Annotated in this window: 24 protein-coding genes; 13 read left to right on the top strand and 11 right to left on the bottom strand. The window is 65.2% G+C overall.

Annotation, left to right across the window (positions count from 1 at the left end; translation table 11 throughout):
* Positions 1–175: 175 nt before the first annotated feature.
* Positions 176–1,102 carry a cation diffusion facilitator family transporter gene (locus tag ACK8CP_RS11880; RefSeq protein WP_414831926.1) on the bottom strand — a complete coding sequence of 309 codons (927 nt, stop codon included), beginning with the start codon at positions 1,100–1,102 and terminating at the stop codon, positions 176–178.
* A gap of 11 nt (positions 1,103–1,113) precedes the next feature.
* Positions 1,114–2,364: a lytic murein transglycosylase gene (locus ACK8CP_RS11875; protein WP_414831925.1), complete on the bottom strand. Its 1,251-nt coding sequence runs from the start codon at positions 2,362–2,364 to the stop codon at positions 1,114–1,116.
* A 129-nt stretch (positions 2,365–2,493) separates the two neighbouring features.
* Between ACK8CP_RS11875 and ACK8CP_RS11870 the strand changes: the two genes are divergently transcribed.
* The 3 genes from ACK8CP_RS11870 to ACK8CP_RS11860 all read left to right on the top strand — a co-directional run bounded on the left by ACK8CP_RS11870 (position 2,494) and on the right by ACK8CP_RS11860 (position 4,774).
* Positions 2,494–3,324, top strand: coding sequence for an SOUL family heme-binding protein (locus ACK8CP_RS11870; RefSeq protein WP_414831924.1), 831 nt, complete (start codon positions 2,494–2,496; stop codon positions 3,322–3,324).
* A 41-nt stretch (positions 3,325–3,365) separates the two neighbouring features.
* On the top strand, positions 3,366–4,001 hold the full coding sequence (locus ACK8CP_RS11865; protein ID WP_414831923.1) for a heme-binding protein: 636 nt from the start codon (positions 3,366–3,368) through the stop codon (positions 3,999–4,001).
* 164 nt (positions 4,002–4,165) lie between these two features.
* Entirely contained in the window at positions 4,166–4,774 is a 609-nt protein-coding gene (locus ACK8CP_RS11860; protein ID WP_414831922.1) for a cell wall hydrolase, read from the top strand.
* Positions 4,775–4,781: 7 nt separating this feature from the next.
* Here ACK8CP_RS11860 and pdxH read toward each other — a convergent pair whose 3' ends face one another.
* Complete coding sequence (gene pdxH, locus ACK8CP_RS11855; protein ID WP_414831921.1) at positions 4,782–5,414, bottom strand: pyridoxamine 5'-phosphate oxidase; 633 nt, start codon at positions 5,412–5,414, stop codon at positions 4,782–4,784.
* Positions 5,415–5,485: 71 nt separating this feature from the next.
* On the opposite strand from pdxH, the gene ACK8CP_RS11850 reads away from it, so the two are divergent.
* Together ACK8CP_RS11850 and ACK8CP_RS11845 are read left to right on the top strand one after the other, a co-directional pair.
* Positions 5,486–5,908: an RT0821/Lpp0805 family surface protein gene (locus ACK8CP_RS11850; protein WP_234629505.1), complete on the top strand. Its 423-nt coding sequence runs from the start codon at positions 5,486–5,488 to the stop codon at positions 5,906–5,908.
* A gap of 81 nt (positions 5,909–5,989) precedes the next feature.
* Complete coding sequence (locus ACK8CP_RS11845; RefSeq protein ID WP_234629504.1) at positions 5,990–7,024, top strand: DnaJ C-terminal domain-containing protein; 1,035 nt, start codon at positions 5,990–5,992, stop codon at positions 7,022–7,024.
* A 36-nt stretch (positions 7,025–7,060) separates the two neighbouring features.
* Here the strand turns inward: ACK8CP_RS11845 and ACK8CP_RS11840 are convergent, their stop codons facing one another.
* From ACK8CP_RS11840 to ACK8CP_RS11830, 3 genes are read right to left on the bottom strand one after another with little or no spacing between them, the layout of a single operon-like run.
* A complete protein-coding gene (locus ACK8CP_RS11840) occupies positions 7,061–7,921 on the bottom strand; it encodes an SDR family oxidoreductase (RefSeq protein ID WP_414831920.1) in 861 nt (286 codons plus the stop codon).
* 54 nt (positions 7,922–7,975) lie between these two features.
* Positions 7,976–8,731: a crotonase/enoyl-CoA hydratase family protein gene (locus tag ACK8CP_RS11835; RefSeq protein WP_414831919.1), complete on the bottom strand. Its 756-nt coding sequence runs from the start codon at positions 8,729–8,731 to the stop codon at positions 7,976–7,978.
* A 52-nt stretch (positions 8,732–8,783) separates the two neighbouring features.
* Positions 8,784–10,604 (bottom strand): acyl-CoA dehydrogenase, encoded by a 1,821-nt coding sequence (locus ACK8CP_RS11830; RefSeq protein WP_414831918.1) that lies wholly within the window; start codon positions 10,602–10,604, stop codon positions 8,784–8,786.
* A gap of 176 nt (positions 10,605–10,780) precedes the next feature.
* Here ACK8CP_RS11830 and ACK8CP_RS11825 point away from each other — a divergent pair, with 176 nt between their 5' ends.
* The 4 genes from ACK8CP_RS11825 to dxs all read left to right on the top strand — a co-directional run bounded on the left by ACK8CP_RS11825 (position 10,781) and on the right by dxs (position 15,132).
* Positions 10,781–11,800, top strand: coding sequence for an L-threonylcarbamoyladenylate synthase (locus tag ACK8CP_RS11825; RefSeq protein WP_414831917.1), 1,020 nt, complete (start codon positions 10,781–10,783; stop codon positions 11,798–11,800).
* A gap of 97 nt (positions 11,801–11,897) precedes the next feature.
* Positions 11,898–12,824, top strand: coding sequence for a histone deacetylase family protein (locus tag ACK8CP_RS11820; protein WP_414831916.1), 927 nt, complete (start codon positions 11,898–11,900; stop codon positions 12,822–12,824).
* A 9-nt stretch (positions 12,825–12,833) separates the two neighbouring features.
* Positions 12,834–13,085 (top strand): exodeoxyribonuclease VII small subunit, encoded by a 252-nt coding sequence (locus ACK8CP_RS11815; RefSeq protein ID WP_234629498.1) that lies wholly within the window; start codon positions 12,834–12,836, stop codon positions 13,083–13,085.
* A gap of 121 nt (positions 13,086–13,206) precedes the next feature.
* Positions 13,207–15,132, top strand: a complete 1,926-nt coding sequence (gene dxs / locus ACK8CP_RS11810; protein WP_414831915.1) for a 1-deoxy-D-xylulose-5-phosphate synthase — start codon at positions 13,207–13,209, stop codon at positions 15,130–15,132.
* A 97-nt stretch (positions 15,133–15,229) separates the two neighbouring features.
* Here dxs and ACK8CP_RS11805 read toward each other — a convergent pair whose 3' ends face one another.
* The 3 genes from ACK8CP_RS11805 to ACK8CP_RS11795 form a co-directional block, all read right to left on the bottom strand.
* Positions 15,230–15,781: a superoxide dismutase family protein gene (locus ACK8CP_RS11805; RefSeq protein ID WP_414831914.1), complete on the bottom strand. Its 552-nt coding sequence runs from the start codon at positions 15,779–15,781 to the stop codon at positions 15,230–15,232.
* 117 nt (positions 15,782–15,898) lie between these two features.
* Positions 15,899–16,318 carry an ester cyclase gene (locus ACK8CP_RS11800; protein WP_414831913.1) on the bottom strand — a complete coding sequence of 140 codons (420 nt, stop codon included), beginning with the start codon at positions 16,316–16,318 and terminating at the stop codon, positions 15,899–15,901.
* A gap of 370 nt (positions 16,319–16,688) precedes the next feature.
* Entirely contained in the window at positions 16,689–16,877 is a 189-nt protein-coding gene (locus ACK8CP_RS11795; RefSeq protein ID WP_414831912.1) for a hypothetical protein, read from the bottom strand.
* Positions 16,878–16,889: 12 nt separating this feature from the next.
* Here ACK8CP_RS11795 and ACK8CP_RS11790 point away from each other — a divergent pair, with 12 nt between their 5' ends.
* The 4 genes from ACK8CP_RS11790 to ACK8CP_RS11775 all read left to right on the top strand — a co-directional run bounded on the left by ACK8CP_RS11790 (position 16,890) and on the right by ACK8CP_RS11775 (position 20,284).
* Positions 16,890–17,633, top strand: a complete 744-nt coding sequence (locus ACK8CP_RS11790; RefSeq protein WP_414831911.1) for a TlyA family RNA methyltransferase — start codon at positions 16,890–16,892, stop codon at positions 17,631–17,633.
* The gene (locus ACK8CP_RS11785) at positions 17,626–18,879 is read left to right on the top strand and encodes a class I SAM-dependent RNA methyltransferase (RefSeq protein ID WP_414831910.1); all 1,254 of its coding nucleotides are present in this window, start codon (positions 17,626–17,628) and stop codon (positions 18,877–18,879) included. Before ACK8CP_RS11790 ends, ACK8CP_RS11785 begins: the two co-directional genes overlap by 8 nt.
* 281 nt (positions 18,880–19,160) lie before the next feature.
* On the top strand, positions 19,161–20,006 hold the full coding sequence (locus ACK8CP_RS11780) for a class I SAM-dependent methyltransferase (RefSeq protein ID WP_414831909.1): 846 nt from the start codon (positions 19,161–19,163) through the stop codon (positions 20,004–20,006).
* Positions 20,006–20,284, top strand: a complete 279-nt coding sequence (locus tag ACK8CP_RS11775; RefSeq protein WP_234629490.1) for a hypothetical protein — start codon at positions 20,006–20,008, stop codon at positions 20,282–20,284. The genes ACK8CP_RS11780 and ACK8CP_RS11775 overlap by 1 nt, the downstream gene beginning before the upstream one ends.
* A gap of 23 nt (positions 20,285–20,307) precedes the next feature.
* On the opposite strand, the gene ribB is transcribed toward ACK8CP_RS11775, so the two are convergent.
* Together ribB and aroC are read right to left on the bottom strand one after the other, a co-directional pair.
* Complete coding sequence (gene ribB / locus ACK8CP_RS11770; RefSeq protein ID WP_414831908.1) at positions 20,308–21,414, bottom strand: 3,4-dihydroxy-2-butanone-4-phosphate synthase; 1,107 nt, start codon at positions 21,412–21,414, stop codon at positions 20,308–20,310.
* Between the two features lie 2 nt (positions 21,415–21,416).
* Complete coding sequence (aroC, locus tag ACK8CP_RS11765) at positions 21,417–22,514, bottom strand: chorismate synthase (RefSeq protein ID WP_234629488.1); 1,098 nt, start codon at positions 22,512–22,514, stop codon at positions 21,417–21,419.
* Between the last annotated feature and the right edge of the window lie 11 nt (positions 22,515–22,525).

The following is a 22,525-nucleotide window of genomic DNA, read 5'->3' as shown; positions in this document are numbered from 1 at the left end:
GAGACAACCAAGGCCGCCACAGTGCCACGCCATGAGAGAGATTGAACGGGAGACATATTTGAACCTGTCTTATTTTTGAAACGATGCGGTGCTAAAAATTATCGGCACCGCTTTTCGTTCCCGTGCCGGCTCACTCTCGACGCAAAATGTCGACAGAATGTCGAAAACGCCACGCTCATTCCGAGGCGATAATCACCTCGGCCTCGGCTTTGGCCTTCTCGCTCGGTTCCACATGAATGGCGATATGGATGTCGCCGAGCCTGTGCCGGAGCCCGTCTTCGATCGCATCGCAGATCTTATGCGCTTCAGCGACCGTCATGGCGCGCGGAACGACGAGGTGGAACTCCAGGAACGTCCGCTGGCCCGCGACGCGCGTGCGCAGGTCATGGGCCTGCAGCGAGCCCGCCCCGTGTTCCTGGATGAGCTCCTGGATTTCGGCTCGGATCTCGGCAGGAGCGGCTTCGTCCATGAGGCCGCCGACGGAGCCGCGGACGAGATGCCAGCCCGACCACAAGACATTGATCGCGACCAGCGCGGCGAGGAGCGGGTCGAGAATGAGATAGCCGGTGAGGCCGGCTGCCAGCACGCCGCCGATGACGCCGACGGAGGTCGCCACATCGGCGAACAGGTGCTTCGCATCCGCGATGAGGGCGGGGGAGCGGAAATGGCGACCCTGACGCAAAAGATGCGTCGCCCAGGCGGCGTTGAGGACGCCGGCGAGAGCGTTGATGAAAAGGCCGATTCCGAGGTCTTCGAGGACGATGGGCTCGAAAAATGCCTTCCACGCCTCATTCAGGATGAGGAGAGCGGCGCCGATGATGAGGATGCCTTCGGCGACGGCCGAAAAATACTCCGCCTTATGGTGCCCGAAAGGGTGACCATCATCGGGCGGACGAGCCGCCTGCCGCAGCGCGATAAAGGCTCCGGCGGCCGCGGCGAGGTTTACGAGGCTCTCGAGCGCATCGGAAAAGAGGGCGACGGAGCCCGTCAGCCTCCAGGCGAGAAGCTTGAGGGCGATTCCGGCCAATGCGACGACGATGGAGCCGAGCGCATAGGTCGCCGGCGCAGCCTTCGGCGCAGTCTGCGGCGATGGATTTGGCACTGCTCGTGTACCTATTGCCGGCGAAGGCGCTCGAGGAGGGCGCGTGTCGGATAGCCGTCCGCCGGGAGGCCGAAGGCACGCTGGGCCGCACGCACGCCTGCGCGCGTCTTCTGGCCGAGCCGCCCGTCCGGCGGCCCCGCGTCATAGCCCAGGCGATTGAGACGCGTCTGCACTTCGAGAAGCTCCTTCGAGGAAAGCATGGCGGCCGGATTTCCCCGCCGCATCGGCGGTGCCCCTGCGAGGCGGGTGGCGAAATAGGCGGCCGCCAGCGAATAATTCGAGGAATTGTTCCATTCCCAGAAAATGTCGAAGTTGCGATAGGCGAGAAATGCCGGCCCGTCACGCCCCATCGGCAAAACAAGTGCGGCATCCACACGATCTACGGGCAGGCGATCGCCGCCGCGGCGCCTCACTCCGTCGCGCGCCCAGTCTGCGCGGCTGCGATAACGGCCCCGTCCCGCCTCGTCCCAGGGGACGTTCGGGCCGACCTCCACCTCCTCGAGCCAGGGCTCGTTCGCGCGCCAGCCGAGATGGCGCAGAAACTTCGCCGCCGAGGCGAGCGCGTCGGGCACGCTCTTGACGAGATCGCGGCGTCCGTCGCCGTCGTAATCGACGCCGAACTTCAGATAGTTCGAGGGCGTGAACTGCACCTGTCCGATCTCTCCCGCCCAGGCCCCGCGCATTTCCTCAGGCGTCAGGTCGCCGCGTTCCAGAAGCACGAGGGCTGCAAAGAGTTCTTCGCGAAAAAGCTCCGAACGCCGGCAATCATAGGCGAGGGTGGCGAGCGACCGGAGTGAGGAGAACTCGCCCATATAGCCGCCGAAATCCGTCTCAAGGCCCCAGAAGGCGGCGAGCACCGGACCCTGCACACCGAAATCGCGTTCGATGGCCGCAAAGGTCGAGGCATAGCGATCGAGCATGGCACGCCCGCGCGACAGCCGGTTCTGCGAGATGAGACGGTCGGCGAAATCCGTGAAACTCAAGGAAAGGCTCGGCTGGCCGCGGTCGCGTGCCAGCACTTTGCTGTCGAGGCTCAGCCCCTGGAGCTGCGAAAGGCTGCGGCGCGTCAGCCCCTTCCTGGCGCCTTCCGCAGCGACGTCCGTGAGCCAGGCGTCAAAACTCTGTCCCTGCCGGCAGGAGGTGTCGGCGGCGCTCTCTCCGGCAGAGAAACCGAGGCAGAGAATGGTCAGAAGCGCCAGCGGGATGGCCCGACGCGGCGCGTGGCCGCCGCGGGCGGCTTTGAGGATCGAGAGATTTCGCATGGCGCGATGAGATCATGTCCGCCGCGAAACGGAAACCCCTTCCTGCGGGCAACCGTAAGCCCGTCGACGCGTTCCCATTGCACGAACCGAGCGGCACGCGCTGCCGCTCGCCCGAACAAGGAGAATGCTATGCCGAACGCTCTTTCCCGCAGCTACGCCGAACTCCGCGATACGCTGGAAAAACTGCAGGACAACCTCGAAGAGCGGGGACGTTCGGTCGCCGATACGGGCCACGACGTCGCGCGCCGAGCACGCCGTGCCAATCCATGGCGCCGCCCCGAACCGAATTGGTATGATCGACCCGCGCAATGGTATCATCACGGCAGCGATTACGTGCGGGAGCGCCCGGGCGTCGCCGGGCTCGTCGCGGCCGGCGCGGCGCTCGTTCTGGTCGGCGGTGCGATCTATGCGGCGCGCCGCACGAGCCTTTACATCGAAGAGCCCGATTACGACGTCGTCGATCGCAAGAGCGAGTTCGAGGTTCGCGAATACGGCAAGCAGGTGGTGGCGGAGGCCCACGCTACGGGGCGCCGAGATCAGGCCTTGAAGGCCGGCTTCCACAAGCTCGCCGATTACATTTTCGCCCGCCAGCGGCCGGGTAATAAGATCGCCATGACCGCCCCCGTCGTGCAGGCGCCGGTCGTGGGCGAGAATGGCCGGCGGCGCGGCTGGGCCGTGCGCTTCATCATGCCGGCGAAATGGAGTTTGGCGGATCTGCCGAAGCCGGCGCAGGACGATGTCGTTTTGAAGGAGATGTCGCCGCGTCGCGTGGCCGCCGTCAGGTTCTCCGGCCAGATGAACGATCGGCTGGCGCTGGAGAACCTGGAGGCTCTTCGCCTCTTCATCGAAGATCACGGTTTGAAGGCGATCGGCGAGCCGATCTACGCCTATTACAATCCGCCGATGACCCCGGGCTTCATGCGCCGCAACGAGATCATGGTGGAGGTCAGCGAGGCGTGAGGACGGACCTCTCCCGCCGGGCTCGCAGCGAGCCTCCATCCGTGGAACGAGCAGGGTCCGGCAAGGCCGGGCCCGCTTTGATCTTGGGGGCGGCGCTGGTGGGGCTCGGCCTCGGCGCCTATGCGATCGAGCGCATCATCCCGCGGCGTCCGATGCTCCGCGGGCGCGTCATTTACCGCGACGGCGATTATGAAATCCGCGACTATCCGGCTTTTCATGCCTTGGAGATGTCTCTCTACGGTGGTCGCGAAGACGCGCTTCAGCGGGCCTTCGAACGTCTGAGCACGGTGGACAGAGACGGGCAGGAGCGGGCCGTGCTTCTCGACCCGGTGATGCAATCCCTGCGTTCAAACGGGGCCGATGGGGACGGTGCCGATTTCGCCCATGGGCGCTGGTCCGTCCGTCTGCCTCTCATTGCGGCGCGGGGAGGTGATTCCGGCTTCGAAAGCGCCGACCCGCGCCTGCGGGTCATCTCGGTGCCGGCGCAACGCGTCGCCGTTCTTCGTTTCTCTTCGACGGAGCCTGCCGCCTTCGGCATCAATCGCGTGATGCTGGAAGATTTCGTGGAGGATGAAGGACTTGAAGCCGATGGGGCGGTTTTCTTCGCCTATTACGGGCTTTCTCGCGCCCTTCCTTTCGGCCGTCAGCACGAGGTCATTCTCCCAATCTCCACCTGAGCCGGGGGCGCATTGCCCCAAAATCCGGATTCGCAAGCCTTGTCCGAAGCTTAAGCCCGTCCGGAAATCTCCCTATCCGTTCCGCATTGTCGCCCAACTTCTCCGCGAAGCGCACCTCCGGGAAGAGAGCGGGGCTTTGACCCCGCCCACGCGGCAAAGGGAAAATGATGGGATATATCGGGCGCGCCTTCGAAGGCGCGGCACGGGGTGCGGCTGCGCTTCTGTTTGGTGCAACGCTGCTCGCCGCGGGCCATGCGCATGCGGCGGAGATTTACGACGGCCCGTTGCCTCAACCGAGGCCGGTTTCTGTGGGCCCTGCGGGCAAGCATGCGGATGCGTCGGAGATGCCGTCAAAGTCGGCGAGCGAATGTCTCGCCAAGGCGCTCTATTTCGAAGCACGTGGCGAGACCGCCAAGGGACAGCTCGCGGTGGGGCGTGTGATCCTCAACCGGGTCAAGGACAAGCATTATCCCGACACGATCTGTGGCGTGGTCTTTCAGAATGCCGAAAAGCGCAATCGCTGCCAGTTCTCTTTCGCCTGTGACGGCAAGCCCGATCTTGTCGCCGACAAGAAGAGCTGGCGCGATGTCCGGCGCCGCGCCAAGTGGTTGCTGGCGTGCAGGAAGGGCTGTGGCTCCAAGGGGCTTTGGAAAGGGCCTCTCTGGCAGTCCACGCACTATCACGCCGATTACGTGGCACCCGGCTGGGCGAACCGGTTGAAGCAGACCGGCCAGATCGGCACGCATCTGTTCTATCTGGAGGCGCGTGCCTGAGGCGCGATCAGGGATAGAGCCGTTGCTTCTGCCAGCCATTCTCGTGCGGGGTGAACCGAATCCGGTCGTGCAGACGGAAGGCGCCGTTGTCCCAGAACTCGATCTGGACGGGCACCAGCCGAAAGCCGCTCCAGAAGGGCGGCCGCGGCACCTTGCCGGTGCCGAAGCGGGCGGTCTCGGTCGCCACGGCCTTTTCCAGCGCAAAGCGGCTTTCGAGAGGGCGCGACTGGCGGCTTGCCCAGGCACCGATCCGGCTCATTCGGGGCCGGCTGTCATAATAGGCGTCGGCCTCTTCGTCGGACACCGCCTCGACATTGCCGCGGATGCGGATCTGCCGGGCGAGCGACTTCCAATGGAAGCACATCGCCGCCTTGGGATTGGCCGCGAGCTGTTCGCCCTTGCGGCTTTCAAGGTTGGTGTAGAACACGAAACCGCGCTCGTCCCAGCTCTTGAGAAGCACCATGCGCACGTCCGGCAGCCCCGTCTCATCGGCGGTTGCCACGGCGACGGCATTGGGATCGTTCGGCTCCGAAGCGGTCGCCTCGCGCATCCAATCTCCGAAGAGGGAAAAGGGATCGCCGTAGGCGGTAAAGTCACCGCTTGTTAACTCTGAGGGGGCATCTTTTCGCGGAAGAGTCATTTTGGTGTCGGTTATCAGTGTCGCGTATCAGCCCCTACCACGGTGAAGGCCCGCTCCTCCAGAAGCAAACGGTGCTGGCTGCCTTGCTCTCGGTCAGCCTCGCAGGCTGCGGCTCCATTACGATACCCTTCGGCGGTCGCGCCGATGAAAGCCCCGCGATCACCACCGGTTCGATCGGACCTGCCGTCGTCGTGCAGGAGCCGCTGCCGGAGGCATTGTCGTATTCCGATGCCGCACGAATCGGCCAGACGGCCGGGATCGCCGGCATCGACACGCTGCCGAAGGATGGTATCGACTGGATCAACGAGGTCACCGGTTCGGCCGGCAAGGTGCGGCCGCTGTCGCAGATCTCGCAAAACGCCACCCGCACCTGTCGCGACATCGAAGCCACGGTGACGAGCGTCGGCGGGGTCCACCGATTCGGCGGCACATTGTGCAAGGACCAGACAAGCGGCGTCGTGCAAATGGAGGCTCTCGCGACCGAGCCGAGTTAGGCGTGCGGGCGACAGTGGCATTTTCAACGTGCCGTTCCCATATTTTGGCCGTACGTTATGCCAAATCGGGAAAGGAGATCCATGCGCGACCCCTATGATGTCTTGGGTCTGTCACGCACGGCGAGCGCCGCCGAGATCAAGCGCGCCTACCGCAAGCTGGCCAAGGCCAACCATCCGGACCACAACGCCGGCGACCCGAAGTCGGCCGAGAGGTTCGCCGAGGTCAATGCCGCTTACGAGATCCTAGGGGACAAGGACAAGCGTGAGAAGTTCGACCGCGGCGAGATCGATGCCGAGGGCAAGCCTCGCTTTGCCGGCTTCGAGGGTTTTGCCGGCGGTGGTGCGCAAAATGCTGACTTCGACCCACGCAGTTTTTCCGATATCTTTTCAAGCTTCGGCCGGGGCGGCGGCGGCGGACGTGCGCGCAGCTTCCGGTTTTCCAGCGGAGGCCGCGGGCCTCGCGCCACGCATACGGGCGGGATGGATGAGGAAGACGTGCTGAATTCCATCTTCGGCGCCTTCGGTGGTGCGCAGGGGGCCGGCCCCCAGGCTGGCGCGGGACGGCGGGCAGGCGCTTCGGCGCAGCCGCCGAAAGGCACCGACCTGAAGGCTGAAGTCGCGGTGACGCTGGAAGACCTCGTGGCCGGGAAGAAGCCCACCGTGACGCTGCCCGACGGGCGCGACGTGGCGCTGACCCTGCCGAAAGGCGTGAAGGACGGTCAGGTGATCCGCCTCCGCGGCCAGGGCTATGCTTCGCCGCAGGGCGGGCCTTCGGGCGATGCGCGGATCACCGTGCGTTTCGTACCGCATCCGCGCTTCAAGGTGGACGGTTCCGATCTGAGGACGGACGTCGCCGTTTCGCTGGAGGATGCCGTCCTCGGCGGCAAGGCGACGGTTCCGACCATCGAAGGCAATGTGAGCCTGACTGTGCCGCCGCAGACGAGCGGCGGGCGGGTGATGCGGCTCAAAGGCAAAGGCCTTCCGACGTCCACGGGCGGGCGCGGCGACCTTCTCGTGTCCCTCCGCATCACGCTGCCGGAGACGCATGATGCGGAGTTGGAAGCTTTGATGAAGAAGTGGCGTGCGACCAAGGCGGAGCGCAAAGCCTCCGCCTGAGTCCTCTTCACGGGATCATCTGAGAGACGATGAGTGTCAGCCGACCGGCTTCAAAGAGGCCGGCGGCTGGCTGTCCGCCGGCAGGAAGAAATCCGGCTGCAGAGCGACCGTCGGATCGACCCGGTATTGATCGAAGTCGCTGACGCCTTCGCCGGCCAGAAACGTGTCGTCGATCAGGAAATTCCCGGTGAAGTCACGTGACGGCTTCTGGAAGATGCGCCAGGCCGCGTCCGCCAGGATGTCCGGCTTGCGGGAGGCGCGCATCATCGCGTCTCCTCCGACGACGTTCTTGATGGCCGCCGTGGCGATGGTCGTGCGCGGCCACAGCGCGTTGACCGCGATCCCCTTCGGACGGAATTCGCCGGCAAAGCCCAGAACGCAAAGGCTCATGCCGTATTTCGCCAGCGAATAGGCGACATGCGGCGCGAACCATTTCTCGGTGATGTCGAGCGGCGGCGACAGCATGAGAACGTGCGGGTTCTCCGCCTTCTCCAGGAAGGGCAGCGCCGTCTTGGTGACGAGGAAGCTGCCGCGCGTGTTGACCTGATGCATCAGGTCGAAGCGGCGCATCTCGGTGTCGGGCGTCTTCGTCAGCTGGATGGCGGAGGCGTTGTTGACGACGATGTCGATGCCGCCGAAGGTCTCGGCCGTCTTCGCCACCGCCTCCTTGACGGCCGCCTCCTCGCGGATGTCGACTTCGAGCGGCAGCGCCTTGCCGCCGGTCTTCTCGATGGCTTCGGCAGCCGTGAAGATCGTGCCTTCGAGTTTCGGATGCGGGCGTGCCGTCTTGGCGGCGACGGCCACATTGGCACCATCGGCCGCGGCCTTGAGGGCGATGGCGAGGCCGATGCCGCGCGAGGCCCCGGTGATGAACAGCGTCTTGCCGGAAAGGCTCATGAGCAGCCGCCTTCGGTCGAAAAAATCCTGGGCATTCGTTTCTCCCTGAAGCTCTTATGAATTGAGAAAAGCGGCGAAGGCGGCCTGCGCCTCCGCGCTCTGCAGCCGCTTTGAAAAGAGCGCGGCCTCCTTGTCGATGCGCGCCATGACGTCTTCGCCATTGCCGCGCAGGAGCCGCCGCGAGGCGAGCATCGCCTGCCGGGGCTTGGCGGCGAGACGGGCTGCAGCCGCAAGAGCCGCCTCTTCGGCGGCACCGTCCGGCACCGTGCGGTTGACGAGGCCGGCGATCGCCGCGTCCTCGGCGCTGAAAGATGCCCCCATGACCAGGAGCTCGAAAGCCTTCTGATGGCCCATGACGCGGGGTGCGAGCAGGCTCGACGCGGCCTCCGGCACCAAGGCGAGATCGACGAAGGGCGTGCGAAACGTGCTCGGCTCCGACGCGACGACGTAGTCGCAATGCATGAGGAGCGTCGTGCCGATGCCGACGGCGAGGCCGTCGACGCCGGCAATCAGCGGGCGGTCGCTGATGGCGAGCTCTTTCAGAAAATTGAGGATGTCTTCCGCAATGCCCTGACCGCCCGACACGCGCACGAGATCGGCGATGTCGTTGCCGGCGCAGAACGTGCCCGGGTGGCCGAGAAACACGCAGGCCGCGATCTCCTCGTTTTCGGCCGCACCGCGCAGCGCCTTCACCATCTCGTGGTACATGGCGGTCGTCAGCGCGTTCTTCTTCTGCGGCCGGTTGAGGCGAATGATGCGGATGAGACCGTTGCCCTCCGTCGGGCGGTCTTCGATGACGATGTCGCTCATAAATCCTTCCTGCTTCGCCCTTCCGGGCCGGATGTCATTGAGGGGGCTCGTTTCACTGGAAGCTCGCAAGTGTTTCCGCCGGCACCTGGAGAACCGACTGGCCGCCTTCCTTGATCTCCGCCAGCAGCGCCTCGGTCTGCGGACAGAGCCGCTCGCAGAAGCTGCGCGCCGTGGCGATCCTGAGCCGGTCCGCCTCGCTTTCGGTCGGATCGGAGGAGATCGCCCCTTGCGCGAGATAGGCGCCGCCGGCCGTCAGGCCGAAGAGCCTGAGATAGGGAGTGGCACCGCACAAGGCGCCTTCCATCCGGCCTTCGGCCATCTCCTGGAGGAGGTATTCGCTCGCCGCACGGCAATGCGCGATCGAGGCGGCCACCCGCTCGCCGATCTTTCCCATTTCGTCGCGGTTGGACGCACGCGCGGCCTCGGCGATCGCGGCGAGCTCCTCGAGATAGGCGCGCACGCAGGCGCCGTCCGATTGCGGCAGCTTGCGCGTGAGGAGATCGATCGCCTGGATGCCGTTGGTGCCCTCGTAGATCGGGAAGATGCGGGCATCGCGCAGATGCTGGGCCGCTCCCGTCTCCTCGATATAGCCCATGCCGCCATAAACCTGGATGCCCATGGAGGCGACATCGACGCCGCAATCGGTGGAAAACGCCTTGGCAATCGGCGTCAGGAGAGACGCGCGTTCGTTCCAGAAGCGCCTGCCGTCGCCGTTCGTCTCGGGGCCGGGTGCACCGGCTTCCGCCAGATCGATCGCATGCGCACAGGCATAGCAGATCGCGCGGCTCGCCTGGGTCAGCCCGCGCATCGCGAGAAGCGTGCGGCGGATGTCCGGGTGCTCGACGATGGGGCTCATCTCGCCGTCTTTCGGCGCATGGGGGGCTTTGCCCTGGCGCCGCTCCAGCGCATAGGCGGCAGCTTCCTGAAGCGCGCGTTCAGCGACGCCCACGCCTTGGATGCCGACCATGAGACGGGCATTGTTCATCATCGTGAACATGCAGGCGAGGCCGCGGTTCTCCTCGCCGATGAGATAGCCGACGGCTCCCGGCTCGTCGCCGTAATGGCCGTCGCCGTAGAGCATCGTGCAGGTCGGAGAGGCGTTGATGCCGAGCTTGTGTTCGATCCCGGCACAGAAGACGTCGTTGCGCGCGCCGAGCGAGCCGTCCTCGTTGACGAGATATTTCGGCACCAGGAAGAGAGAGATGCCCTTGGTGCCTGCGGGTGCGTCCGGAAGGCGGGCCAGCACGGTGTGGACGATATTGCCGGCCATATCGTGCTCGCCATAGGTGATGAAGATCTTCTGCCCGAAGAGGCGGTAGGTGCCGTCGTCGCGCCGTTCCGCGCGGCAGCGGAGCGCTCCGAGATCGGAGCCGGCCTGCGGCTCCGTCAGGTTCATCGTGCCGGTCCACTCTCCGGAGACGAGCCTTGCGAGATAGCGCTGTTTGATCTCTTCGGTGGCGTGCAGCTTGAGGGCTTCGACCGCGCCGACGGTCAAGGTCGGGCCGAGCGCGAAGGCCGCGCAGGCGGAGTTCCAGATGTCGAAGGCTGCGACCGCGAGCGACACGGGCAGATCCTGTCCGCCGAATTCCTCCGGTCCCGACAGCGCGTTCCAGCCGGCCTCGCACCAGGCCGAATAGGTCTTCGCCCAGCCTTCCGGCAATGTCACGCCGCCGTTGTCGTAGGTCGACGCACGCTGATCGCCGATCTTATTGAGGGGCGCGATCTCGTCGGAAGCGAAACGGCCCGCCTCCTCCAGAATGGCGTCCAGAAGGTCGCCGCTCAGCTCGCCCAGATGGCCGGCCTCGATGGCCGGCGACAGGCCGATGACATGCTTGAGCGTAAAGGCGATCTCGGCAACGGGTGCGCGATACATCAGGCTCCTCCCTGGGGCATTTGTCGGTTTCCCCCTGAACTCGTCTCGTTTGGCTCGACCAATTTTAAAGCTTCGACACGGCGCTGACTTGACGGAGCAGGCAGCGCGCGCGATCCAAATCGGCAGCACCGCCTTATGTGCCGTTGACGTAAGCTGCAATCAAGCGATGGAGTGGAATGTACGCCAAAAGACTGCTCTGGCAGGAAACCGGCAACGACGAGCTTCTTGCCGAGGCAGCGGACATTCTGCGGGCTGGCGGTCTCGTCGCGATTCCGACGGAAACCGTCTACGGGCTGGCGGCGGACGCCACCAATGGCGAGGCAGTGGCGCGGATCTTCGAAGCCAAGGGCAGGCCGCGCTTCAACCCGTTGATCGCGCATGTGGCCGATACCGCGATGGCGGGCCGCTGCGGCGAACTGAAGGGCGATGCGCTCCGTCTGGCGGCGCATTTCTGGCCGGGGCCGCTGACACTGGTTGTGCCGCTGGCCGTTCCGTCCGGTGGGCCGCTTGCGGGCGAGCCCGTCGTGCATCCGCTGGTGACGGCGGGGCAGAAGAGTATTGCTTTGCGGCGCCCGATAGGACCGACGGCCGAACTCATCGCCCGCTTCGGGCGGCCGCTCGCCGCGCCGAGCGCCAATCGCTCGGGGCAATTGAGTCCGACGCGTGCTGGCCATGTTCTTGAACAGCTTGGCGATCGAATCGATGCCGTCATCGATGCCGGCCCGTGCACGGTAGGGTTGGAATCGACCATCGTTGCAATCAGCGACGAAGGGCCGCGGCTTCTGCGTCCGGGCGGTTTGGCGGCGGAGGCGATAGAAGAGCTTCTCGACCGCAGATTGCGGCGTCTCGCACCTGGCGCGCATGTGGAAGCACCCGGAATGCTGGCGAGCCATTATGCCCCGCGGGCCGCTCTGCGGTTGAATGCGACGCGCGTCGAAGCCGGCGAGGCGCTTCTCGCTTTCGGGGAAAAGGCCCCGGAAAACGCCGCTGCGGCCGTCGTGAGCCGGAATTTGAGCGTCACCGGCGACCTCGTCGAAGCGGCTTCACGGCTTTTCTCCGACCTTCATGCGCTCGATGAAAGCGGGGCGGCGGTGATCGCCGTCGCGCCGATCCCCGCACACGGTCTCGGCGAGGCGATCGCCGACCGCCTGCGCCGCGCGGCGGCGCCGCGGCCTGGCCCCGCCTCTTCCGGTTGAGCGGGCGTCATCCAAAATGGTCGTTGCGTCCGATGCAACCTTGGCGGAAATGTTACGCCCCCATGACTTGGCCGCACGGCCCTGCTAGAGCTTGCTGGTGACGACACTTCTCCTTCATCACGCCGACTTCCTCGACCATCTGACCGCGCCGGGACATCCGGAGCGGCCGGATCGCCTGAAAGCGCTGCATGCGGCGCTCGATCATGAGGCGTTTTCCTCTCTCCTGCGCGAAGAGGCTCCGCTCGGGGACAAGGATGTCGCCGCTCTCGCGCATCCTCAGGAATATGTCGACCGCGTGCACCGCGCCATTCCGGAGGTGGGGCTCGCCAGCATCGATGCCGACACCGTCGTGTCGCCCGGCTCGTGGAATGCCTGTCTGCGGGGTATCGGCGCCATCTGCCGCGCCGTCGATGCGGTGGTGTCGCGCGAGGTGAACAATGCCTTCGCCGCGATCCGCCCGCCCGGGCATCATGCGGAAAACGACACCGCCATGGGCTTTTGCGTCTTCAACAACGCGGCTGTGACGGCGCGCTATGCTCAGAAACAGCATGGGCTGGAGCGCGTGGCCATCGTCGATTGGGACGTCCACCACGGCAACGGCACCCAGGACATTTTCTGGTCCGACCCCAGCGTGCTTTACGCTTCCACGCACCAGATGCCGCTCTATCCCGGCACGGGCGCGCGCTCGGAAACCGGCGTCGGCAATATCGTCAACGCCCCCCTTGCCGCAGGCGACGGCAGCGACCATTTTCGCCAGGCCTTCAACGAACGCATCCTGCCTTCGGTGAAGAATTTCGCCCCGGACCTGATCATCATCTCGGCCGGTTTCGACGCCCATCACCGCGATCCTCTGGCAGAGCTCAATCTCGAGCATGAGGATTTCGCCTGGGCGACCGGCAAGCTGATGGATCTGGCCGATGACCATGCCGGCGGCCGGCTCGTCTCGGTGCTGGAGGGCGGATACGATCTGCGCGGTCTGGCGGTCTCCGCCGCCGCCCATATCCGCATGTTGATGAGCGCATGAGGCAGCTTGATGAATGACGACAAGAGCGACGCGATCGAAACGATGTCTTTCGAGACCGCGCTTGCCGAACTTGAGAAGATCGTAACGGACCTGGAGCGCGGCGAGGTGCCGCTGGAGCGCTCGGTGGCGCTTTACGAGCGGGGCGAGAAGCTGAAGAAACGTTGCGAAACGTTGTTGTCGCAGGCTGAAGAGCGGGTGGAGAAGATCCGGGCCGGCAGCGACGGCAATGCGGCCGGCACGGTTCCCCTCGATGCCGAGTAATTGCTGACGCCGCCATTGCTTTTTGCCGCGTCGCGGCGTCGCTTGCGGCGTCTTACGATTTGCGCCAAAGGCCTCGAATGGCTAAGGTCTGAACTCGTTTTTCCTGCATCCGTAGGATGTCATGTCTGACACTACTCCTCACACGCCACTTCTGGACCAGATCAAATCTCCGGAAGATCTTCGCCGCCTGAGCGATCGCGATCTGCGCCAGCTTGCCGATGAATTGCGTCTTGAAATGATCGACGCCGTGTCTGTGACCGGCGGCCATCTCGGGGCGGGCCTCGGCGTCGTAGAGCTCACCGTGGCCATCCACCGGGTCTTCAACACGCCGCGCGACAAGCTGATCTGGGATGTGGGGCATCAATGCTACCCGCATAAGATCCTGACGGGTCGGCGCGACCGTATCCGCACTCTTCGCCAGGGCGGCGGTCTTTCCGGTTTCACCAAGCGGGCGGAATCCGCCTACGATCCGTTCGGCGCCGGGCATTCCTCGACCTCGATCTCCGGCGGCCTCGGCATGGCCGTGGCGCGTGATCTGCAGGATGAGGATTTCAACGTCATTTGCGTCATCGGCGATGGGGCGATGTCGGCCGGTATGGCCTACGAGGCGATGAACCAGGCGGGGCATCTCGGCTCCCGGCTGATCGTCATTCTCAACGACAACGACATGTCGATCGCTCCGCCGAGCGGTGCGATGAGCGCTTATCTCGCGCGTCTCGTCTCCGGTCAGGCCTATCTGTCTCTGCGCGACGCGGCCAAGCAGCTCGCCAAGCGGCTTCCGCTGGCCGATCTCCTGCACGAAAAAGGCCGGCGCGCGGAAGAATATGCCCGCGGTTTCTGGACCGGCGGCACGCTCTTCGAAGAACTTGGCTTCTATTATGTCGGCCCGATCGACGGCCACAATCTGAACCATCTCCTGCCGGTCCTGCGCAATGTGCGCGACGGGCACAAGGGGCCGGTTCTGGTCCATGTCGTGACCCGAAAGGGCAAGGGATATGGACCGGCGGAGGCTTCCGCCGACAAATATCACGGCGTCTCGCGCTTCAACGTCATCACCGGCGAACAGGCCAAGGGTCGCTCCAACGCCCCGTCCTACACGAAGGTTTTCGCGACGAGCCTCGTTCAGGAGGCGAAGGAAGACGACAAGATCGTGGCGGTGACGGCGGCAATGCCGGCCGGCACGGGTCTCGACATTTTCCAATCGGAGTTCCCCGAGCGGACTTTCGATGTCGGCATCGCCGAGCAGCATGCCGTGACGTTTGCGGCCGGGCTCGCCGCCGACGGCATGAAGCCTTTTGCGGCGATCTATTCCACCTTCATGCAGCGCGCCTACGATCAGGTCGTCCACGACGTGGCGATCCAGAACCTGCCCGTGCGTCTCGCCATGGACCGCGCCGGTCTCGTCGGCGCAGACGGGCCGACGCATGCCGGCGCTTATGACGTCGCCTATATGTCGTGTCTTCCGAACATGGTGGTGATGGCGGCCGGCGATGAGGCCGAGCTCCGCAACATGGTGCGCACCGCCGTCGCCTATGACGAGGGCCCGATGGCCTTCCGTTATCCGCGCGGCGAGGGACGTGGCGTGGAGATGCCTGAGCGTGGCGAAATCCTCGAGATCGGTCGCGGCCGTATCCTCAAGGAAGGCACCAAGGTTGCGATTCTGTCGCTCGGCGGACGGCTGGTGGAGGCTCTCTCGGCGGCCGAGACGCTGGAGCGCAGCGGTCTTTCGACGACGGTGGCCGATGCCCGCTTCGTCAAGCCGCTCGACACCGATCTCGTGCTGCGGCTGCACCGCGAGCATGAGGTCGTGGTGACGATCGAGGAGGGATCGGACGGTGGCTTCGGCAGCCGTGTGCTCTCCTTCCTCGCCAATGCCGGCAAGCTGGAGGAGGGGGCGCGGATCCGCACCATGACGCTCCCTGACCGCTTCATCGACCACGACAAGCCCGAAGTGATGTACGCGGCCTGCGAGCTCGACGCGAATGCGATCGTGGCGCGTGTCTTCCACGCCCTTGGCCGCGACGTGCCGGAGGCGGCCCGCGCCTGACGAAAAAGGCCCGGCGGATAGGCCGGGCCTCGCTTCTATCCAGAATGGGCGAGACAGGCGCGGCGGAGAGATCGCCGCGCCTTTTTGTCGTGCGCCCTTACTGCTGGGCCTGCTCGTCGTCGATCACCATGCAGCCGACCCGGCTGCCGGCATCGCCCGAAGGCTGGCTTCCGTAATCGTCGGCCCCGGCATGGATCATCAGGGCAGAGCCGTCGTCATCCATCAGCGGCGCGTCGCCGTCGTGGAAGCGCACGCGCGTGTTGAACACGTCGAGTTTCGTTGCCTGGCCGTCGACGACCTCGAAGTTCGGCATATCGCCGGCATGCATGCCGCCTTCTGTCATGATGCCGTGCTTGGCGTCGGTCGGGTTGTAATGGCCGCCGGACTTCTTGAAGTCGGGTGCGTCCGAACAATCGCCGGTTTCATGGAAATGCAGGGCATGCACGCCGGGCTCGAGCGCACCCTCGTTGATGACGAGCTGCAGGAGCACACCGTTGGGCGTATCCGTCAGATGTGCCTCGCCGATCGTCCCGTCCTTGCCGGTGATCGATCCCGAATAGGTGCTGTCTTGTGAGACGTTCTGTGCGAGGGCCGGGGCCATTGCGGTACTTGCCATGAGGGCGCAGGCGGCGACGGCGAGAAGTCGCATATCGGGTCTCCCTTTGGGGTTTCGTCCTGGGCTGTCCAACACGATCTCCGGCGCGAAGTTCCGCAAGGCGTCGGTGCCTGCCGAAAAGATCGAAGCTCCTGGCCCATGTGGCGGCCCCTACGTGCCCTCGCCCAGACTGGACTCGGCGCCGGAGAGTTGTGCGGCGACGGCTGCCTTGTCGATGACGGACCAGACATTCCGGATCCGTCCGTTCTCGACTTCGTAGAAGACATTCTCGCTGAACTGCACGCGCTTGCCGTTCACCGGCAGGTCGAACAGTGTTCCGGCCGGCGTGCAGTCGAACCACAGCCGGCTTGCGATCATCGGGGGGTCGCAAACGAGACGCTCGATTTTGAAATAGAGATCAGGGATCGATCTGTGGTCTTCCACGAGCATGGCCTCGTACCCATGCAGACCGAGCGACTTGCCGTTATAGTGGACATCGCGGCTGACGTAGAGGTGAAGATCCTCCCAATCCTGCCGGTTCAGGCAGTCGATATAGGCGCGATAAAAGGCGGCAATTTCCTGCAGGTCCATGCGCATCCCTCGCGAAACTGGGGTCTTCGTATCTGTCTTCACGCGGTCGGCCGGCAACCATATGTCGCTTTTGTCCCGCGGTGAAAGGCGCCCTCGACACGACGCCCCACGGATCGTTGCGAGGCTATGAGCTTGGAGCTCTGTGCGTCGCGGCCATCGCCTGGCCGAGACGAAGGGGAGCGAGGCGATCTCATATTATGATTTGAATATACACCGATGGGTTGCATTTTTATTGGCGTCCCTACAGCCAGAAATGAGGGTCAAAGAACCGGATCTCGCTTCAGGCGGCGGCTTTGTGTCCGATAGGCAGCCGCTTCCGAATTTGAGAAGATTCCCGTAATGGGCGAGGTTCCGGATGCGGCTCTGGGTTTCACTGCTGATTGCGTGCATTCTGACTGCGCTTGCACTGCTTTTCATGATATTCGGCGGCCACCCCGACGAACCCTATACGCTGCTCGCTCATGAGCTTGTGCTCGCTGATTTCGTTTTCCATTGAAGCTTTCTCGTTTGTCGCCAGGCCGGCCTTCGCCAAAGCGGGCGCCAGCTGGCCAGCCGTCATGGGGACGGCCGGATGAGCGCGCGTCTTCGTCTTGATGAAGCGGTCGTCGCGGCCGGACTTTTGCCGAGCCGCGCCCGCGCCCGCGACGCGATCCGCCGGGGGACGGTGACGGTGAACGGCGAAACGGCGCTGAAGCCCGCAACTCCGGTGACGGCGGATGCGGCCCTGGCGATCGGCGATCCCGCCGCCGCCTATGTGTCGCGCGCGGCCATGAAGTTGAAGGCCGGGCTCGACACTTTCGGCTTCGAGCCCGAAGGCCGGACGGTCCTTGATCTCGGCGCGTCGACCGGCGGCTTCACGCAGCTCCTTCTGGAAAGAGGCGCAAAGCATGTCGTCGCCATCGATGTCGGCCACGGCCAGATGCATGAAAGCCTTGCGGGCGACCCGCGCGTGCAGCTCGTCGAAGGGGTCAACGCCCGCAATCTCTCAGAGGCGCATCTCGATGGACATTCCGTGCAGGCGATAACCGCCGATCTCTCTTTCATCTCGCTCCGGCTTGCCCTGCCGCCGGCGTTGGAACTCGCCGCGCCCGGGAGCTGGGGTGTCTTTCTGGTCAAGCCGCAATTCGAGCTCGGCCGCGAGGCACTCGGGCGCGGGGGCATCGTCCGCGACCGAAAGGCCGCAGACGGCGCCGCCGAGGCGCTGAAAGGCTGGCTCGAGGGACGGCTCGGCTGGCGCGCGGTGGGGCTTTGTCCGGCGCCCTTCACCGGAGGCGACGGCAACCAGGAATTCTGCCTTGGGGCCTGGCGTGAGTGACATTGTCGACATCGACCGGATCGGCCATCGCGGCGACGGCGTCGCGGAGACGCCGGAAGGACCGCTTTTCGTCCCCTACACGCTCGCGGGCGAGCGCGTGCGCGTCGAGCGCCGCGGCCGGCGGGCCGAAGCCGTCGAGATTGTGGAAGCCGCGCCGGACCGGGTCGCGGCGCCCTGTCCGCATTTCGGCCCGCGTCTCGGCGCGCAGCAGGGAGGATGCGGCGGCTGTGCGCTGCAGATGCTGCCGATCGAGGAGACGCGCCTCCTGAAGCGTCGCTTCGTCGTCGACGCGCTCGCCAAGAGCGGCCTTGAGACGGAAATCCGCCCGGCCTTCGGCGCACCGCTCGGTGCCAGGCGCCGTGCCGTCTTCTCGGCGACGCTCGCAGGGCGAAAAATCCTCTTCGGCTTTCATGAACGCGGTTCGCGGCGCATCGTCGATCTGACGACATGTCTCGTCGTCCGTCCGGCGATCGTCTCCGCATTGCCGCTTCTGCGCCGCCTGGCGCAGATCCTCGCCCGCCCCAAACGCGAGCTTCGTCTCACCGTTCTGGAGACGCGGTCCGGGCTCGATATCGCAGGCGAGGGGGCCGGCGCCGTGCCGGCCGCCGCGGCGGCGCGCATCGCCGAGCTTCTGGCGGGACAGGGCGTCGCCCGCCTCGTCGTCGACGGCGATATTTTGTTCCAGCTCGAAGAGCCGCAGCTCGAGGTCGGGGGCGTCAACGTTTCACCCCCACCCGGTGCCTTCGTTCAGGCCTGCCGCGAGAGCGAAGCGGCGATGGGGAGGCTCGTTGCGGAACATTGCGCGGGCGCAAAGCGTGTCGCCGATCTCTTCTCCGGGCTCGGGACGTTTTCCTTCATCGCCGGCCGCACGGCGCGGGTGACGGCCGTCGAGGCCGAAGGAGCGGCGCTTGCCGCACTCGCCAATGCCGTGCGCGGAGCCGAGGGGCTTAAGCCGGTGGAGACGCTCGCCCGCGATCTCTTGCGCTTTCCCTTGGCGCCCAACGAGCTGTCCCGCTCCGACGCCGTCATTCTCGATCCGCCCTGGGATGGGGCGCGGGCGCAGGCGGAAAGCCTCGCCGCTTCGAAGGTCGCACGCGTTGCCTTCGTGTCCTGCAATCCGGCCAGCCTCGCGCGCGATCTGCGCATTCTGGTGGATGGCGGTTATCGATTAAAATCAGTGACTCCGATCGACCAATTCGTCTATTCAGCGGAGACGGAAGCAGTCGCTCTCCTGGAACGCGAATAGCGCTCGACTTCCGCGCTCGCGCACCCCATTTCTGTTTCAGGAGAGGTTCATGGCGTCTGTGTCGATAGAGGATTGGACAAGCGGAATGCGCTATGCGGCGACGCAGGGTGCGCGCGTCGCCTGGTACACCGGCCATGGCCTTGTGATGCGCCGCATGGTGCGCCGGATTGCAGCGCGCCATCCCGAGGCGACGCCGCGTGTCCAGACGCCTTCCACCCCGGTTCCTTCGATGGGCAAGCTGTTGCGCGACGTGGCGGCGCTCCTGGCCCGCGATTATGCCAATGCGCGCGCCGGCCTCTACCCTCTGCCGGACGACGAAGAAGCGGATTTCCGCCAGCTCGTCGCGACCTCGCGCGCGTTTTTTCGCGGATGTGCCGGAGGTCGCGCGTCGCCGCCGCGAGGGCGCTCACCAGGAGATCGGGGCCACCTTCGAAGGTCGCCGGCCGCGCTATTATATGCAGAACTTCCACTTCCAGAGCGGCGGCTGGATGACCGAGGAATCCGCCCGTCTCTACGATATGCAGGTGGAAGTTCTCTTCTCGGGCGCCGCCGGTGCAATGCGCCGTCAGGCGCTCGTGCCGGTCGCCAACGCTCTGAAGGGCCGTGATCAACGCGCCTGTCTGGCCGCCGACATCGCCTGCGGCACCGGCCGGTTCACGGCGGAGCTGCGTGGGGCCTATCCGCGGCTGCCGCTTTTTGCGACCGATCTGTCGGAATCCTACCTGAACGAGACGCGCCGCCATATCGGCCGCGTGGCGACGCTGAGACCGTCCGTCGCGAAGGCCGAAGCGCTGCCGCTCGCCGATGCGAGCCTCGACGTCGCGACGGCCATCTATCTCTTCCACGAACTGCCGCCGAAGGTGCGCCGCCAGGTGGCGGAAGAGATCGCCCGCGTGATGAAGCCGGGCGGCACCTTCGTTCTGGTCGATTCGCTGCAGACGGGCGACGCGCCGGATTATGACGGGATTCTGGAAGTCTTCCCGCAGCTCTTCCACGAGCCCTATTACCAGGGCTACCTCAAGGAAGATCTGGCGCGCATTTTCGCGCCGCACGGGCTCGTCCTCAAGGAAAGCCGCAACGCCTTCTTCTCCAAGGTCATGGAGTTTCGTAAGGAACGGCCGAGCTGATGCGGCGTGTTTCGATCCTGTTCCTGGCGTTTCTCTGTTTCATCGTCGGCGTCGCCTTCATCGCGACACCGATCCCCCTCGGCGCGCCGCTTTTTGCGCTGTCGCTCGTTCTGATCGTGGCCTCGAGCCGCTCGGCCACCCGCCTCGTCACGGGCGTGCGCATCCGTGCGCCGCTTTTCGATCGCGGCGTCGGCTTTCTGGAGCGTCGCGCCGGGCGCCTCGGGCGTATTCTCAGGAAAACGAGCCCGCGGCGCTATCCCCGCAGGCCCGTCGTCTGAGACCCGAAACGCCGGCCGATACGTCAGCCGTCGAGAATTTCCGTATCTTCGATCTCGATGCCGAAGCCTTTGAGGCCGACATAATGGCGCTCGCGCGTCGCGAGCAGCCGGATCGAGTGCACGCCGAGATCGCGCAGGATCTGTGCGCCGAGGCCGACTTCCCGCCAGGCTTCCTTGCGGCCTTCCGCCGAAGCGTGGGCCTCGCCGCCCTCGATGTCGCGCATGCGCCGTGACTGCCGTGCGACGCCAACGGAACCGTCGCGCAGATAGACGATGACGCCGCGGCCGCGCCTGGCGAAATCCTGCATCACGTCGTCGAGCATCTTTTTGGTGCCGAAGACGTCGTCGAGGACGGATTCCAGATGCAGGCGAACCGGAATTCCCTTCCCGTCGCGGATATCGCCGAAGACGACCGCGAGATGATCCATGGGATCGAGCGGGGTGACGAAGCTGTAGGCCGTCGCCGGGCCGGCAGGCGTGGAGATCTTTTGTTCGGTGACGCGCTCGATGAGCTTCTCGTTGCGCTGCCGCCAGGCGATGAGGTCGGCAACGGAGACGCGCACGAGATTGTGCTTTTCGGCGAAAGCCCGCACCTCTTCGCCACGCGCCACGGTGCCGTCGTCATTGACGAGCTCGGAGAGGACGCCGACGGGCGGCAGGCCTGCGAGCTTGCAGAGATCGACACAGGCTTCCGTGTGGCCGGAGCGGACGAGAACGCCGCCGTCGCGTGCAAGAAGCGGGAACACGTGGCCCGGACGCACGAAATCGGCGGCGCCGGTATTGGCATTGGCGAGGGCCCGCACGGTCGCCGTGCGCTCTTCCGCCGAAATGCCAGTGGTGAGCCCGTGACGGAAATCGACGGAAACGGTGAAGGCCGTGTTGAGCGGCGCGTCGTTGGCGCTCACCATCGGATCGAGGCGCAGCCGCTCCGCCATGTCGCGCGGCAGCGGCGCGCAGACGATGCCGCTCGTATGGCGGATGATGAAAGCCATCTTCTCCGCCGTGCAATGGACCGCGGCGACGAAGAGATCGCCTTCGTTCTCGCGGTCGTCGTCATCGGTGACGACGACAATTTCGCCGCGTTCGAAGGCGCGTATCGCCTCCGCGACTTTTCCAACCTGTTCGCTCATATCTATATCTGACTGCCGCTTTGGGCTCTTTGCCTGAGATAATGGTCGGCAAGGACGAGCGCCATCATGGCCTCGCCCACCGGCACAGCACGGATGCCGACACAGGGATCGTGCCGGCCTTTGGTGAAGACGTCGACCTCTTCGCCCGTCGCCGTTACGCTCGGCACCGGCGTCAGGATGGAAGAGGTGGGTTTGACGGCGAAGCGCACGACCACCGGCTGTCCGGTGGAAATGCCGCCCAGAACGCCGCCGGCATTGTTGGACAGAAAACGCGGCCGCCCGTCATTGCCGGCGCGCATCGGATCGGCGTTTTCCTCGCCGCGAATGCGCGCCGCTTCGAAACCGTTGCCGATTTCGACGCCCTTCACCGCGTTGATCGACATCATCGCCGAAGCGAGATCCTGGTCGAGCTTGCCGTAGATCGGGGCGCCGATGCCGGCCGGCACGCCTTCAGCCACGACCTCCACGATCGCCCCGACCGAGGAGCCGGACTTGCGGATCTCGTCGAGATGGGCGGCCCATTTTTCGGCCGCTTCCGCATCGGGCGAGAAGAAGGGATTGTTGGCGGTCTCCGCCCAGTCGAAGCGGTCGCGGTCGATCGCGATGCCACCGAGCTCAACGAGCGCGCCGCGGATCGTGACGTTCGGCAGGATTTTTCGGGCGATCGCTCCGGCTGCGACCCGCATCGCCGTTTCGCGGGCCGAGGACCGGCCCCCGCCGCGATAATCGCGCACACCGTATTTGACGTCGTAGGTGTAATCGGCGTGGCCCGGCCGGTAGCGGTCGCGAATTTCGGAATAATCGCGTGAGCGCTGATCGACGTTTTCGATGAGGAGCGAAATCGGCGTGCCGGTGGTGACGGGCCCACCGGTGCGATCGTCCTCGAAGACGCCGGAGAGGATCTTGACCTGATCCGGTTCCTGCCGCTGCGTCGTGAACCGTGATTGTCCCGGCCGCCGGCGGTCGAGCTCGGCCTGGATTTCCGCTTCCGTGATCGGAATTCCCGGCGGGCAGCCATCGACGACGCAGCCGATCGCTTTGCCGTGGCTTTCGCCCCAGGTGGTGATGCGGAAAAGCTGACCGAAGGAATTGTGAGACATCTGCGCTTCTT

Source organism: Afifella sp. YEN Y35 (assembly GCF_047553465.1).
GTDB lineage: Bacteria > Pseudomonadota > Alphaproteobacteria > Rhizobiales > Afifellaceae > Afifella > Afifella aestuarii.
Note: the sequence above shows the minus strand (reverse complement) of the source record. Positions and strands in the feature narration are given on the sequence as shown.

What these genes read in the sequence shown, in the direction of transcription:
- ACK8CP_RS11875 (WP_414831925.1), bottom strand. Translation starts at nt 2,364, where the DNA reads ATGCGAAATCTCTCGATCCTCAAAGCCGCCCGCGGCGGCCACGCGCCG.
- ACK8CP_RS11870 (WP_414831924.1), top strand. Translation starts at nt 2,494, where the DNA reads ATGCCGAACGCTCTTTCCCGCAGCTACGCCGAACTCCGCGATACGCTG.
- ACK8CP_RS11860 (WP_414831922.1), top strand. Translation starts at nt 4,166, where the DNA reads ATGATGGGATATATCGGGCGCGCCTTCGAAGGCGCGGCACGGGGTGCG.
- pdxH (WP_414831921.1), bottom strand. Translation starts at nt 5,414, where the DNA reads ATGACTCTTCCGCGAAAAGATGCCCCCTCAGAGTTAACAAGCGGTGAC.
- ACK8CP_RS11845 (WP_234629504.1), top strand. Translation starts at nt 5,990, where the DNA reads ATGCGCGACCCCTATGATGTCTTGGGTCTGTCACGCACGGCGAGCGCC.
- ACK8CP_RS11840 (WP_414831920.1), bottom strand. Translation starts at nt 7,921, where the DNA reads ATGAGCCTTTCCGGCAAGACGCTGTTCATCACCGGGGCCTCGCGCGGC.
- ACK8CP_RS11835 (WP_414831919.1), bottom strand. Translation starts at nt 8,731, where the DNA reads ATGAGCGACATCGTCATCGAAGACCGCCCGACGGAGGGCAACGGTCTC.
- ACK8CP_RS11830 (WP_414831918.1), bottom strand. Translation starts at nt 10,604, where the DNA reads ATGTATCGCGCACCCGTTGCCGAGATCGCCTTTACGCTCAAGCATGTC.
- ACK8CP_RS11825 (WP_414831917.1), top strand. Translation starts at nt 10,781, where the DNA reads ATGTACGCCAAAAGACTGCTCTGGCAGGAAACCGGCAACGACGAGCTT.
- ACK8CP_RS11815 (WP_234629498.1), top strand. Translation starts at nt 12,834, where the DNA reads ATGAATGACGACAAGAGCGACGCGATCGAAACGATGTCTTTCGAGACC.
- dxs (WP_414831915.1), top strand. Translation starts at nt 13,207, where the DNA reads ATGTCTGACACTACTCCTCACACGCCACTTCTGGACCAGATCAAATCT.
- ACK8CP_RS11805 (WP_414831914.1), bottom strand. Translation starts at nt 15,781, where the DNA reads ATGCGACTTCTCGCCGTCGCCGCCTGCGCCCTCATGGCAAGTACCGCA.
- ACK8CP_RS11800 (WP_414831913.1), bottom strand. Translation starts at nt 16,318, where the DNA reads ATGGACCTGCAGGAAATTGCCGCCTTTTATCGCGCCTATATCGACTGC.
- ACK8CP_RS11795 (WP_414831912.1), bottom strand. Translation starts at nt 16,877, where the DNA reads ATGACGGCTGGCCAGCTGGCGCCCGCTTTGGCGAAGGCCGGCCTGGCG.
- ACK8CP_RS11790 (WP_414831911.1), top strand. Translation starts at nt 16,890, where the DNA reads ATGAGCGCGCGTCTTCGTCTTGATGAAGCGGTCGTCGCGGCCGGACTT.
- ACK8CP_RS11780 (WP_414831909.1), top strand. Translation starts at nt 19,161, where the DNA reads ATGCGCGCGCCGGCCTCTACCCTCTGCCGGACGACGAAGAAGCGGATT.
- ACK8CP_RS11775 (WP_234629490.1), top strand. Translation starts at nt 20,006, where the DNA reads ATGCGGCGTGTTTCGATCCTGTTCCTGGCGTTTCTCTGTTTCATCGTC.
- ribB (WP_414831908.1), bottom strand. Translation starts at nt 21,414, where the DNA reads ATGAGCGAACAGGTTGGAAAAGTCGCGGAGGCGATACGCGCCTTCGAA.
- aroC (WP_234629488.1), bottom strand. Translation starts at nt 22,514, where the DNA reads ATGTCTCACAATTCCTTCGGTCAGCTTTTCCGCATCACCACCTGGGGC.